A 13,031-nucleotide genomic window follows, 5' to 3' on the forward strand; every position below is an offset into this window, starting at 1 on the left:
CTCCGTTACGCCAGCGTCATCAGGGTGTCGCCCACCGCCACCGCATCCCCGGCTTTCACCGCGATACCGCGCACGGTGCCGGCCTGCGCGGCGCGGATTTCGGTCTCCATCTTCATGGCTTCCAGAATCAGCAGCACGTCGCCTTCGGCCACGCTCTGGCCTTCGGTGGCAATCACCTTCCAGATGTTGCCCGCCAGCGGCGCGGTGACCGGTGTGCCTGCGCCCGCCGGGGCGGCAGCCTGAACCGGTGCGGAAGAGGCCGCCGGAACAGCCGTAGTAAGCTGGCTGATATCGCCGCCGTCGCTGACCTTCACCACAAAGGCTTTGCCTTCCACTTCCACGGTGTAGATACCGGAGGCGGCAGGTTTTGCCGGGGCTGCGGCAGGCTGCGCGGCTTCCGCCTGCGGTACCGGCTCAAACGCCGCCGGGTTGTGGCGGTTCTCAAGGAATTTGAGGCCGATTTGCGGGAACAGCGCCACGGTGAGGACGTCGTCGATGGCGTTTCCCGCAAGCTGGATGCCCTTCTCCTGCGCCTGGCGCCTGACGTCCGCTTCCAGTTCAGCCAGTTCCGGTTTGAGTAAATCCGCCGGACGGCAGGTCACCGGGGCGCCCCCTTCCAGCACGCGGGCCTGTAACGCGGCGTTCACCGGCACCGGGGTGTGGCCGTATTCGCCTTTCAGAATGCCGGCCGTTTCTTTGGCAATGGTCTTGTAGCGTTCGCCCGTCAGCACGTTGAGCACCGCCTGGGTGCCGACAATCTGCGAGGTGGGGGTCACCAGCGGGATAAAGCCGAGGTCCTCGCGCACGCGGGGGATTTCCGCCAGCACCTGGTCGAGTTTGTCCGCCGCGTTCTGCTGCTTCAGCTGGCTTTCGAGGTTGGTGAGCATTCCGCCCGGTACCTGGGCCACCAGAATACGGCTGTCGTAGCCCTTCAGCTGGCCTTCAAAGGCGTGATACTTTTTGCGCACCTCGCGGAAGTACGCGGCGATATTTTCCAGCTTCAGGATATCCAGCCCGGTGTCGTGCTCAGTACCTGCCAACGTCGCCACCAGCGCTTCGGTGGCCGGGTGGCCGTAGGTGGCGCTCATGGACGAAATCGCCGTGTCGACGCCGTCAACGCCCGCCTCGATAGCCTTCAGCAGGGCCATCTCCGCCATCCCGGTGGTGGCATGGCAGTGCAGATGCAGGCGCACGTCGTAGCGTTTTTTGATTTCGCTGACCAGCTCATACGCCGCCATCGGTGTGAGAATGCCGGACATATCCTTGATGGCGATGGAATCGACGCCGGTTTCCAGCAGTTGCTCCGTTAAATCCAGCCAGGTCTGCAGCGTGTGCGCCGGGCTGGTGGTATAGCTCAGCGTGCCCTGGGCGTGCGCGCCGTGGCTGCGCACCGCCTGCAGGGCGGCTTTCATATTGCGCGGGTCGTTCATGGCGTCGAAGACGCGGAACACATCCATGCCGTTTTTCACCGCGCGTTCGACGAAGCGCTCCACCACGTCGTCGGCGTAATGGCGGTAGCCGAGCAGGTTCTGACCGCGCAGCAGCATCTGCAGGGGGGTCTTCGGCATGGCCTTTTTAAGCTCGCGCAGGCGCAGCCACGGGTCTTCGCCGAGGAAACGGATGCAGGCGTCAAAGGTGGCGCCGCCCCAGCATTCGAGGGACCCGTAGCCCACGTCATCAAGCTGGGCGGCAATCGGCAGCATATCGTCAAGGCGCAGGCGGGTGGCGAACAGGGACTGGTGGGCGTCGCGCAGGACAACATCGGTAATGGCAATGGTCATGGATTCCTCCGTAAATTAAGGGTTAAGGCGGCGATGGTGAATGGCGGCGGCAATGACCGGCTTTAAGCGGGTGAAGTCGTCAGCGGGCGCGGCGGCGGCAGGTGCCGCCTTCGGTACCGGGACCGGTTCAGGGAAGAAACGGTTGACGGCGGCGGACATGCCTCGGATGGCGAAAATCAGCAGGAACAGAAACGCCAGCACGAACCCCATGCCGAGGAACATCAGAGTGAAGCCTTCACCTAATAGCACCGAACTATTCATAATAAAGTCTCAAATTTAATAATCTAAAATAGAAAAGTAATATCAGGCATTAATAGAAGGGATAAAATACCGGTAGTAAAATCATACTAACGATAAAACAAACCAAACTAATCGCCAATCCGGGTTTTAAGAAATCTTTAAATTTAACATTCCCCGGGCCAATAATCATTGAGTTTGCTGGAATAGCCATTGGGGTACAAACAGCAACACTACTCGCAATAAAAACAGCAATAACAACTGCACGAGGGTCTGCGCCAATAGACTGTGCGATAGTCCATCCTACCGGGCATAACAACGTACATGCTGCAGTGTTACTCATTACTTGAGTCAAAGCCCATGTAAGTATCCACAATGACGCCATAATAATCATAACGCCAGAATCTCCGGTTACTGAAATAACGGCATTGGCAATCATTTCTCCAGCACCAGTAGAATTAAGCGCGGCACCTAAAGGCATCATAAATGCAAGCATGAAAACAGTTAGCGTTTCAAAAGAATTAAAAGTTTCCTTTTGTGTCAAAACACCAGCAAATACAAGAACAATAGCCGCACAACACGCAATAATATGCATTGGAGGCAGAAACTTAATATAATCAGTTGCCACCATCCCAGCGATAGACAGAATAAAAACGGCTAAAGTTAAATTTCTATGCCAGGCCGGAATTTGGCTATAATCCATTTGAGAATCAGATTGTGTATTTCCATCACGATCTGCGATGAGTTTTGAACCGAAGAAATAGAGAAATATAGAGCATGCAATCAGCAAAGGAATACCAATTTTAGCGTATTCGAAAAATGGCACCGACAGACTTCCCTTACTAAAAGTTTCAATAGTATTTTTAGCAATCAGATTTCCTGGCGAACCGATAATAGAAATATCAGCACCGATTGTTGCCCCAAAAACCAGAGGCATAAGAAGTTTAATAGGCTTAATCTGACTACTGGCGGCAATACCTAAAACAATAGGAATTAGCACAGCAACTGTTCCGCTATTAGAAACAAAGGCAGACATAACTCCACCAATAAGAAAAATCAATACACTAAGGCTTCTTTCTGTTTTAGCATATTTTAGTAAAATTTTACTTGATTGCCATGCCAAACCTGTTTTAAAAAATGCCGCACCGAGTACACACATGGCGACGATAAGAATAACATTCGCATTTACGATTGAAGCAAAAATATCCTTAGCATCGATAACACCGGTAAAATAAAGTGCCATTGGGACCATAAATGCAACTAATCCCATAGGAAGACGATCGCTAACAAAGATAATTATTGCAACCACTAAAACCAACAAAGTAATAATCGCTGGTGACATGTATACGTCCTTATATTATTAGGGTACAAAAACAACTCATTACAGTCATGAATACAACTGCAACAAGCATAAATCACATGTTATACTAAAATTACATCTAATTAATTTCTATTGAGAAAGAATACACTCACATAAATAACAACACTTACCCGACAAAGGCATAACATATTCTTACTGCTTTTGTTTCTGTTTAATCAAATAATTTCCTCTTAAAATCTGTCTGTGTATAATGCTACTTATATAAATGAAACTCATCCAATGCTAATAAGGTTGCAGCTTATGCAATATCGGCATCACCTCGAACTAACATGGCTCGAAGACTGTCTGGCTCTAAAAGAAACGTTGAATTTCTCAAAAGCGTCTGCCTCAAGATATGTGACTCAACCCGCATTTAGTCGTCGGATACAATCTCTCGAAGAATGGGTGGGTACGCCCCTTTTTGAAAGAAGTAAACGGGGAGTCACCCTTACCAAGGCCGGAGAAGTATTTACAGACCAGCTTCCCGAACTGATCCACTCCTTGTACACATTGAAAAGTGATACCCTTGAGGCTGCAGGTAATAAACAACCTAGTCTTGTTTTTTCAGCAACGCATGCTTTGTCTTTCTCTTTTGTACCGCACTTGTTAAAGCAAAGTGATAAAATTGCAAAATTTGGTTCATTTCGTCTTTTATCTGACTCATTGAATGCGTGCGAAAAAATGATGCGGCAGGGAGATTCACAATTTTTGCTGTGTCACCATCACCCACATATGCATCTAAATTTAAATAAAAATAACTTTATGAGCATTCGTCTTGGGTTTGATACATTAATTCCATTCAGTAAACCAGACTCAGAAACGTTAAAACCGTTGTGGAATATAAATAATAAGATTCAATTCCCTTACCTTTCTTTTTCATCACAATCAGGTCTGGGAAGAATAATAGCAAATACAGCGTCTATTAACAGAATTACCCATAATATAAATGTTGCCTTTGTGGCCGATCTGGCAGCAACACTATTGGCAATGGTCAGATCTGGCGACGGTGTTGCCTGGATACCTCAGAGCCTTGCCAGGCAAGATATAGAGGCTAAAACTATTGTTACTGCAGCGGAAAAAGAAAGCAATTTATGGGTACCCATAGAAATAAGACTTTATAGACCAGCCAAGAGAATGCCTCCAGATGCCGAAGAGCTATGGGAAATTTTTGTTGAAGAACAAATATAATTATTTAATTGTAAAATGTTCTTTAATATAATCCTCAATGAATTTAATTAACGCTCTGGTTGCATATGATAAATATTTATCTTTCTTCCAGGCCAAACCAATCGTAACATAAGTCGGCTCAGTCATGGCCTTGGTTATTACTTTTTCGGCTTTAAGATCGACAGCGTCCAAAATGAAAGAAATTCCTTCATTTTTAGCAACCAGATCTATGTTGGTTTGAATCCTGTTTGATGATAGAAAAATATGTGTATGAATTCCTCGCTTTGTACATTCTTCAATAATCGTTTTTCTATGCCAGGAATCTTTTTTCATTAGTATCAATGGCTCATATTGTAGATCTTCCCAATCGATACTATCCTTTTTTGCCAGAGGATGTTTATCTGACATACATACCACGTGCTGCTGAGTCATTAATGGTACCGTAACTAATTCTTTTGGACAGTCATTAATAATAACAATAGCAAGATCCAGCTCTCCAGCAGAAAGTTTATCATGTAAACCAAAAGTCCCCTCTTCAACAAGAGAGAGTTCCATCTCTGGATAAATCTCCCGGAAATGCTTGAAGAGCGGTGAAAAAAGAAACAAACTTATCATCGGTGGGATCCCCAAAGTTACTATGCCACCATTTTCATTACGATAATCTTTCATTTCCGCTACGCTATTTTTTAACGCAATAAGGATAGGTTCAATTTTTTGTAAGAAAAACATGCCCTCCTCAGTAAGGACAAGTTTATTTTTCTTTCTATCAAATAATGTCACCCCTAATTCAGTCTCTAACTTCTTAATAGCAATGGTGATATTAGGTTGAGAAACAAAATGCCGCTCAGCAACTCTGGTTAAGTTACCTAACAAAGAAGCGCTTACAAAATATTCTAATTGTCTAATTTCCATCTATTTTCCACTACTATAAATAAAATTTATCATTTAATAAAAATAACATATTTCCTTCCTACAATGAATACGAATATCATGAAAATGTGATCAATGGATAAAACAATGCAACATAGCACTGGAGGGAGTATGAGTCGTATATTAAATACAGAAATTATCATTCCGGTTATCGAAAAACTTGTAAAAAAAGCTTGTTATGAACTGGATGATAATCTCATGTGTTCTTTTCGTAAAGCATACGATAAAGAAGAGTCAAAGATCGGCAAGGAAACCATTAAGATATTAATTGATAATGGAGAGTATGCAAAAAAAGAACAACTTGCATGCTGCCATGATACCGGCACTTGTATCGTTATAATGGAAATTGGACAACATGTATGCTGGGAAGGTAAGCCGCTTAAAGATCAGGTGAACCAGGGTGTTCGCCAGGGCTATGAAAATGGATACTTAAGAAAATCCATGGTTGCAGATCCATTAGAACGTATTAATACTAATGATAATACTCCTGCAATTTTACATACTGAAATTGTTGATGGTGACCGAGTGACAATTACCGTTATGCCAAAGGGCGGCGGTAGCGAAAATATGGGAACTTTTAAAACATTGCTTCCCGGCGATGGTATTGATGGTATAAAAGATTTTGTTCTGGAAACTGTCCGTCGTGTAGGAGGCAATCCATGCCCTCCTTATATTATTGGTATCGGCGTTGGCGGTACAATGGATCACTGTTCGTGGATGGCGAAGAAAGCATTATTACGCCCTCTTGGTGAGTTCAATGCTAAACCACTTTATGCCCAGCTCGAAGCTGAATTATTAGAGGCCGTGAATAATACAGGGATCGGCCCTTTAGGTATGGGCGGGCGTATTACGGCGTTAGGCGTGCATGTCGATTACTATCCTTGCCATATCACTGCACTGCCAGTCGCAATCAATTTCCAATGTAATGCAAGCCGCCACGCTAGTGAAATCATTTAATACCTGGAGAAGCTATGATGGAATTAACATTACCATTGACTAAAGAGAAAGCGAAAACTCTTAAGGTCGGCGATATATTATTTCTCACTGGATTTGCTTACACCTGCCGTGACGCCGCGCATAAAAAAATCGAAGTAGCGCTTAGTAACGGAGAAAAATCACCGGTCGATTTTCAAAACCAAACGATTTACTATGCTGGCCCCTGCCCTGCCAGACCTGGTTTACCTATTGGCTCCAACGGTCCTACAACGGCCGCGCGTATGGACCCATTTGTAGAAATGATGTTTCAACAAGGGGCAACTGCGTTTCTTGGCAAAGGCGATCGTGCTGATTATGTCGCTGAGCTTTGTAAAAAATACGGTGGGGTTTCGCTACTCGGGATTGGAGGAGCGTCTGCAATTAATACAAAACATGTTAAATCAGTAGAAATTGTTGCCTACGAAGAATTAGGAACAGAATCCATTAAGAAGTTATATTTTGACCGCTATAGAGTCATTGTAGGAATTGATTCGGAAGGAAATACTCTCCAGAAGCAGGAAGTACCTAAGTACGCCAAATAATAATACATTAATATTGGCAATATCGGTCCGGTAGGCTGTTACCGGACCGATATGTTTTTATCCTGCACTTCACCACAGGATAGAAACTAAACTTAGCCGCGACGGGCTTTTACCGCTGCCGACAACTGACGAAGCAGCGCATCGGTATCTTCCCAGCCAATACAGGCGTCAGTAATGCTTTTACCGTAGGTCAGCGGCTGACCGCTTTCCAGACTCTGGTTTCCTTCTACCAGATGACTCTCTACCATCACGCCAATAATCGCTTTTTCACCGCCCGCTATCTGCTGACAGACATCGGCGCAAACCTCCATCTGCTTTTGAAATTGCTTACAGGAGTTGGCATGGCTGAAATCGATCATGACCTGCGGCGTCAGTCCCGCTTTGATGAGGCCTTCTTTCACCTCAGCAACATGTTGCGCGCTATAGTTTGGCGCTTTACCGCCGCGCAGAATGATATGGCAGTCGCCGTTGCCGCTGGTATTCACAATCGCCGAATGACCCCATTTAGTGACGGAGAGGAAGCAATGCGGCGCGCCGGCGGCGTTGATGGCGTCAATGGCGACTTTAATCGTGCCATCAGTACCATTTTTAAAACCGACCGGACAAGAGAGGCCAGACGCCAGTTCGCGATGAACCTGGGATTCAGTAGTCCGCGCGCCAATGGCGCCCCAGCTCATCAGATCGGCCAGATATTGCGGCGTGATCATATCGAGGAATTCGCCGGCGGCAGGCAGGCCGCTGTCGTTAATATCCAGCAGCAGTTTGCGCGCAATACGCAGACCGTCGTTAATCTGGAAGCTGTTATCCATGTGCGGATCGTTAATCAGCCCTTTCCAGCCGACGGTGGTACGCGGTTTCTCAAAATAGACGCGCATGACAATTTCAAGCTCGCCTTGAAGCTCATCACGTAGCGCCAGCAAACGGGCGGCATACTCTTTCGCCGCTGCCGGATCATGAATTGAACAAGGACCGATCACCACCAGCAGACGATCGTCATTGCCTTTGAGAATTTTATGGATAGCTTTGCGCGCGTGAGCAACGGTATTTGCTGCATTTTCCGTGGCGGGAAACTTTTCCAGCAGCGCGACCGGAGGTAATAACTCGTTGATTTCTTTAATGCGTAAATCGTCGTTCTGATAATTCATGTTTATTCCAGTGTTGCCGTACTTATCCCAATGAATGCAATCCCTCCAATCTATCTCTTCAATTAAATAGTGTAAACGGGCTTTTACACTTTGAACGGAATAATCCTGGAATTCAGGAAAAAAACGCACAAATGTAGCGAAAAATGGGATCTAACCTACACTTTTTAACTGTAACCACTCTGTTTATGAATTATTGCAAGATTCTCTGCTGCGTTAACCCGCGGCGGCGAACGCTTTTTATCCCTTATTTGAGGATTTGACTGACACGTGCACTGTTGGAAGAGGTTATCCGACATATCCACCATAACAGGAGCATCTTATGAAAATGACAAAACTGACTACGCTTTTACTCACCGCTACCCTCGGCCTTGCCAGCGGCGCAGCGTTAGCTGCTGAATCTAACGCGCAATCCAGTAATGGCCAGGCGAACTCGGCGGCAAATGCCGGTCAGGTTGCCCCGGACGCCCGCCAGAATGTGGCGCCGAATGATGTGAATAACAACGACATCAATACCAACGGCAACACTAACAGCACGATGCAGCATCCAGACGGTTCAACCATGAATCATGACGGAATGACCAAGGATGAAGAGCATAAAAATACCATGTGTAAAGATGGTCGCTGCCCGGATATTAATAAAAAAGTGGAAACCGGTAATGGCGTCAATAATGACGTGAATACCAAAACCGACGGTACCACACAGTAATGCAGAAAAAAGTCTGATAACGGGAGAGCTTTCGCTCTCCTTTTTATTTTGTCAGCGAAAAATCAGTATGATGTCTACAGTATTGATGAGAATAACAAAGGAATGACGTTATGGCGCACTCACACTCTCATGCCGATTCACACCTGCCGAAAGATAATAATGCTCGTCGCCTGCTTTTCGCCTTTATCGTCACTGCCGGATTTATGCTCCTTGAGGTGGTGGGCGGGATACTCTCCGGCTCTCTGGCGTTGTTGGCGGATGCGGGACATATGCTCACCGACGCGGCGGCCCTTCTCTTTGCGCTGCTGGCGGTTCAATTTTCCCGTCGTCCCCCGACTGTCCGCCACACTTTTGGCTGGCTAAGACTCACCACACTGGCGGCTTTTGTGAATGCCATTGCGTTGGTGGTCATTACCCTTCTCATTGTCTGGGAAGCGATAGAGCGCTTTTACACGCCACGTCCGGTGGCGGGCAATCTGATGATGGTAATTGCGGTTGCGGGTCTGCTGGCGAACCTGTTTGCGTTCTGGATACTCCATCGGGGAAGCGATGAAAAAAACCTGAACGTGCGCGCTGCCGCGCTACATGTGATGGGCGATTTGCTGGGTTCCGTCGGCGCAATAGTCGCCGCGTTGATCATTATCTGGACGGGCTGGACGCCAGCGGACCCGATTCTCTCTATTCTGGTTTCGGTACTGGTACTACGCAGCGCCTGGCGTTTGTTAAAAGATAGCGTCAACGAATTGCTGGAAGGCGCGCCGGTTTCACTGGATATTAATGCCTTACAGCGCCATTTAAGCCGGGAAATCCCCGAAGTCCGCAACGTACACCATGTGCATGTCTGGATGGTCGGCGAAAAACCGGTCATGACATTGCACGCTCAGGTCATTCCGCCACACGACCATGATGCGCTGCTGGAACGTATCCAGGATTTCCTGATGCACGAATACCATATTGCGCACGCCACGATTCAGATGGAGTATCAAGTGTGTCACGGCCCGGACTGTCATCTGAATCAGACGCCATCCGGGCATGTTCATCACCATTAACCGGAAAGCGCGCGCGATCCTCGCTCCCGCGCGCTGTTTATCCACAGGCGGCTACCGTTCACGGCGATAAATGTCAGGATCAGATATTCCAGCGACATCGCATAGACGCCCTGCAAAGCAAAAATCACCACACTGATCACGTTGATTACCACCCACAGGAGCCAGTTTTCGACATATTTGCGTGTCATCAGAATCATCGCCGCGATAGACAGCACCATCATGCAAGAGTCCCAGAACGGGAAAGCGTCCGGTTGCAGTACGGGCATTGTCACCTGTAACCCCAGCATCTGCATAATGGCGACGGCCACGCGCGTCAGGACGGCGAATACGGGATCGATATATCGCGTCATCAAACCGATAGCTATCACACATATCGCCAGCCATGCCATTGCTTTTGGCAACGGCAGCCAGCGGATTTTAAGCTCGGCTTGATTATCCTTTGTTTGCCGCGACCACGCATACCAGCCATAAATATTGGCGGCAAAGAAAAAGAGTTGCAGCAACAGGCTGGCATAAAGCTGGATCTGAAAGAAAATAATCGCAAACAGGGTGACGTTAACCAGTCCAAAAAAGTAGTTGCTGATCTTCTCCAGACTGGCAAGCCAAATACAGAGCAGGCCGGCGATGGTTCCTACCGCTTCGATCCACGAGAGATCGTACCCGCCAGCGCCAATCGGAATATGAATCAGTATGTTGTGCGTACTAAAAAAATCCATTCTCTCCCCCAAAGATTTCCGTCTTTACGCCCGAAGTGTAGCCGCAAAATCCAGCATCCGGTTGAGCGGCAGTAATGCGCCCTCGCGTAGCGCCGCATCAACCTGTATTTCATGCGCCGCGCCTCCCTGCTCCAGCCCTTCAGCAATGGCTTTCAGGCCATTCATCGCCATCCACGGACAGTGCGCACAGCTACGGCAGGTCGCCCCCTCGCCAGCCGTGGGCGCTTCAAGCAGTTCTTTTTCAGGCACCGCCTGCTGCATTTTGTAGAAGATGCCGCGATCGGTCGCCACGATAAGCTGTCTGTGCGGCAGCGTTTCTGCCGCCTTAATAAGCTGACTGGTGGAGCCCACCGCATCGGCCATTTCGACAATGGACTGCGGCGATTCAGGGTGAACCAGAAGAGCGGCATCGGGATAGATTTTTTTTAAACGGGTCAACGCCTGGGTTTTAAACTCGTCATGCACGATACACGCCCCTTGCCAACACAGTACATCGGCCCCGGTCTGTTTTTGCACGTAATTCCCCAGGTGTCTGTCCGGCGCCCAGATAATTTTTTCCCCCAAACTATCCAGATGCTCAATCAGTTCTACGGCGATACTGGAGGTCACAACCCAGTCCGCACGCGCTTTAACAGCAGCCGAGGTGTTAGCATAGACCACTACGGTTCTGTCAGGGTGCGCATCACAAAAAGCGCTAAATTCGTCTATTGGGCAGCCTAAATCCAGCGAACATTCCGCCGCCAGGGTAGGCATAAGAATGGTTTTTTCCGGGCTGAGGATTTTGGCGGTTTCCCCCATAAACCGTACGCCCGCTACCAGCAGCGTGGATGCGGCGTGCTTCGCGCCGAAACGGGCCATTTCCAGCGAGTCGGAAATACAGCCGCCGGTTTCTTCTGCCAACTGTTGAATTTCCGGATCGGTGTAGTAGTGCGCCACCATGACGGCATTGCGCTCTTTGAGCAACCGCTTGATTTTCTCACGATAAAATTGCTTTTCGTCGTCGTTCAACGGCGTTGGTTTCGGCGGGAACGGGTAGATTGCGGCTTGTGGGTCAAACATTACGCTCATCGTGGCTTCTCGTTTTGCTGACTTAACGAAATAACCGAATGAAAGCGTAATAAACGCCACAATCGGTTAATTTGTTTTATATGCTAAACAAGATAGCTGATTCAATAAGGAAAGTCACAATAATTACGTAGCCCCGTATCTGATGGCGGCGTAACGTCTTATCTGGCCTACGTGAGCGGTACCGTCTGTAGGCCTGATAAGCGCAGCGCATCAGGCAAGACCCGAACCTGCGGCAGGTTCGAATCTTCCATATCGCAGATAGCAAAAAAGCGCCGCCAGCGCCCTCTTTTACATTGGTGGGTCGTGCAGGATGACTCGCTTCGCTCGCCCTTCGGGCCGTCGCCGTAAACGGCTCCGTTGTCTCACTGCGTTCGACCCGAACCTACGGCAGGTTCGAATCTTCCATATCGCAGATAGCAAAAAAGCGCCTTTAGGGCGCTTTTTTACATTGGTGGGTCGTGCAGGATGACTCGGCTTCGCCTCGCCCTACGGGCCGTTGCTGACGCAACGTTATCCTTCACGCTCAACATCTGAGTTTGATGTTAAATTGGTGGGTCGTGCAGGATTCGAACCTGCGACCAATTGATTAAAAGTCAACTGCTCTACCAACTGAGCTAACGACCCCTTGGATAAGGGTTACTGCTTCAATCATTCAGGATGGTGGGTCGTGCAGGATGACTCGGCTTCGCCTCGCCCTTCGGGCCGTTGCTAAAGCAACGTTATCCTTCACGTTCTCTACCAGTTACCACCTTGTATATTGGTGGGTCGTGCAGGATTCGAACCTGCGACCAATTGATTAAAAGTCAACTGCTCTACCAACTGAGCTAACGACCCATACGGTGGGGACTACCTGAAATATTTTTACTCGGCACCAATTAGAAAATTGGTGGGTCGTGCAGGATTCGAACCTGCGACCAATTGATTAAAAGTCAACTGCTCTACCAACTGAGCTAACGACCCAAGTGGTGGGTGATGACGGGATCGAACCGCCGACCCCCTCCTTGTAAGGGAGGTGCTCTCCCAGCTGAGCTAATCACCCGATACTACGCTGGATATTACTGACTAACCGAAGTTAGTGGTGGGTCGTGCAGGATGACTCGGCTTCGCCTCGCCCTACGGGCCGTTGCTGACGCAACGTTATCCTTCACGTTTTATTCTCGTTTCCACCGAACGATTGGTGGGTCGTGCAGGATTCGAACCTGCGACCAATTGATTAAAAGTCAACTGCTCTACCAACTGAGCTAACGACCCACTTTTGCGTTGCTTTCGAGTTGTTTAATATCCCGTGGCAACGGCGGCATATATTACTGATTTCAGATTTGAGCGCAACAAAAATTTCGACGCAGAGGGCTCAA

12 protein-coding genes, 5 tRNA genes and 1 other RNA gene are annotated in these 13,031 nt (G+C 48.4%); 5 read left to right on the plus strand and 13 right to left on the minus strand.

Annotated features, from left to right (window positions below):
* Positions 1-5 precede the first annotated feature (5 nt).
* The 3 genes from oadA to QEN32_RS14765 are packed head-to-tail and all read right to left on the minus strand — an operon-like array spanning position 6 to position 3,360.
* Positions 6-1,781: a sodium-extruding oxaloacetate decarboxylase subunit alpha gene (gene oadA / locus QEN32_RS14755; RefSeq protein ID WP_280144433.1), complete on the minus strand. Its 1,776-nt coding sequence runs from the start codon at positions 1,779-1,781 to the stop codon at positions 6-8.
* A gap of 15 nt (positions 1,782-1,796) precedes the next feature.
* The gene (locus QEN32_RS14760; protein ID WP_265321918.1) at positions 1,797-2,042 is read right to left on the minus strand and encodes an oxaloacetate decarboxylase subunit gamma; all 246 of its coding nucleotides are present in this window, start codon (positions 2,040-2,042) and stop codon (positions 1,797-1,799) included.
* A gap of 49 nt (positions 2,043-2,091) precedes the next feature.
* The gene (locus tag QEN32_RS14765) at positions 2,092-3,360 is read right to left on the minus strand and encodes an SLC13 family permease (protein ID WP_000074129.1); all 1,269 of its coding nucleotides are present in this window, start codon (positions 3,358-3,360) and stop codon (positions 2,092-2,094) included.
* Positions 3,361-3,582: 222 nt separating this feature from the next.
* Between QEN32_RS14765 and QEN32_RS14770 the strand changes: the two genes are divergently transcribed.
* Positions 3,583-4,566, plus strand: a complete 984-nt coding sequence (locus QEN32_RS14770; protein ID WP_000282119.1) for a LysR family transcriptional regulator — start codon at positions 3,583-3,585, stop codon at positions 4,564-4,566.
* On the opposite strand, the gene QEN32_RS14775 is transcribed toward QEN32_RS14770, so the two are convergent.
* A complete protein-coding gene (locus QEN32_RS14775) occupies positions 4,567-5,457 on the minus strand; it encodes a LysR family transcriptional regulator (RefSeq protein ID WP_000405924.1) in 891 nt (296 codons plus the stop codon).
* A 129-nt stretch (positions 5,458-5,586) separates the two neighbouring features.
* On the opposite strand from QEN32_RS14775, the gene QEN32_RS14780 reads away from it, so the two are divergent.
* Entirely contained in the window at positions 5,587-6,432 is an 846-nt protein-coding gene (locus QEN32_RS14780; RefSeq protein ID WP_000086831.1) for a fumarate hydratase, read from the plus strand.
* Positions 6,433-6,446: 14 nt separating this feature from the next.
* Complete coding sequence (locus QEN32_RS14785; protein ID WP_000970374.1) at positions 6,447-6,992, plus strand: FumA C-terminus/TtdB family hydratase beta subunit; 546 nt, start codon at positions 6,447-6,449, stop codon at positions 6,990-6,992.
* 92 nt (positions 6,993-7,084) lie between these two features.
* Here QEN32_RS14785 and aroG read toward each other — a convergent pair whose 3' ends face one another.
* Positions 7,085-8,137 (minus strand): 3-deoxy-7-phosphoheptulonate synthase AroG, encoded by a 1,053-nt coding sequence (aroG, locus tag QEN32_RS14790; protein ID WP_001109233.1) that lies wholly within the window; start codon positions 8,135-8,137, stop codon positions 7,085-7,087.
* 319 nt (positions 8,138-8,456) lie between these two features.
* Here aroG and QEN32_RS14795 point away from each other — a divergent pair, with 319 nt between their 5' ends.
* Both QEN32_RS14795 and zitB read left to right on the plus strand, forming a co-directional pair.
* Complete coding sequence (locus QEN32_RS14795; protein ID WP_000784380.1) at positions 8,457-8,843, plus strand: YbgS-like family protein; 387 nt, start codon at positions 8,457-8,459, stop codon at positions 8,841-8,843.
* 110 nt (positions 8,844-8,953) lie between these two features.
* Positions 8,954-9,892 (plus strand): CDF family zinc transporter ZitB, encoded by a 939-nt coding sequence (zitB, locus tag QEN32_RS14800; RefSeq protein WP_000951250.1) that lies wholly within the window; start codon positions 8,954-8,956, stop codon positions 9,890-9,892.
* Here zitB and pnuC read toward each other — a convergent pair.
* From pnuC to QEN32_RS14840, 8 genes are all read right to left on the minus strand, one after another.
* Complete coding sequence (pnuC, locus tag QEN32_RS14805; protein WP_183055828.1) at positions 9,889-10,608, minus strand: nicotinamide riboside transporter PnuC; 720 nt, start codon at positions 10,606-10,608, stop codon at positions 9,889-9,891. The two genes, zitB and pnuC, sit on opposite strands and share 4 nt — an antisense overlap.
* Positions 10,609-10,632: 24 nt before the next feature.
* Positions 10,633-11,676: a quinolinate synthase NadA gene (nadA, locus tag QEN32_RS14810; RefSeq protein WP_061424156.1), complete on the minus strand. Its 1,044-nt coding sequence runs from the start codon at positions 11,674-11,676 to the stop codon at positions 10,633-10,635.
* A gap of 294 nt (positions 11,677-11,970) precedes the next feature.
* Positions 11,971-12,096: non-coding RNA, RtT sRNA (locus QEN32_RS14815), on the minus strand.
* A 128-nt stretch (positions 12,097-12,224) separates the two neighbouring features.
* Positions 12,225-12,300, minus strand: a tRNA-Lys gene (locus QEN32_RS14820).
* A 134-nt stretch (positions 12,301-12,434) separates the two neighbouring features.
* Positions 12,435-12,510: transfer RNA gene (locus tag QEN32_RS14825), tRNA-Lys, on the minus strand.
* 50 nt (positions 12,511-12,560) lie between these two features.
* Positions 12,561-12,636, minus strand: a tRNA-Lys gene (locus QEN32_RS14830).
* 3 nt (positions 12,637-12,639) lie between these two features.
* Positions 12,640-12,715: transfer RNA gene (locus tag QEN32_RS14835), tRNA-Val, on the minus strand.
* Between the two features lie 136 nt (positions 12,716-12,851).
* A tRNA-Lys gene (locus QEN32_RS14840) sits at positions 12,852-12,927 on the minus strand.
* Between the last annotated feature and the right edge of the window lie 104 nt (positions 12,928-13,031).

Source organism: Salmonella sp. SA14318 (assembly GCF_029866905.1).
Classification (GTDB): domain Bacteria; phylum Pseudomonadota; class Gammaproteobacteria; order Enterobacterales; family Enterobacteriaceae; genus Salmonella; species Salmonella enterica.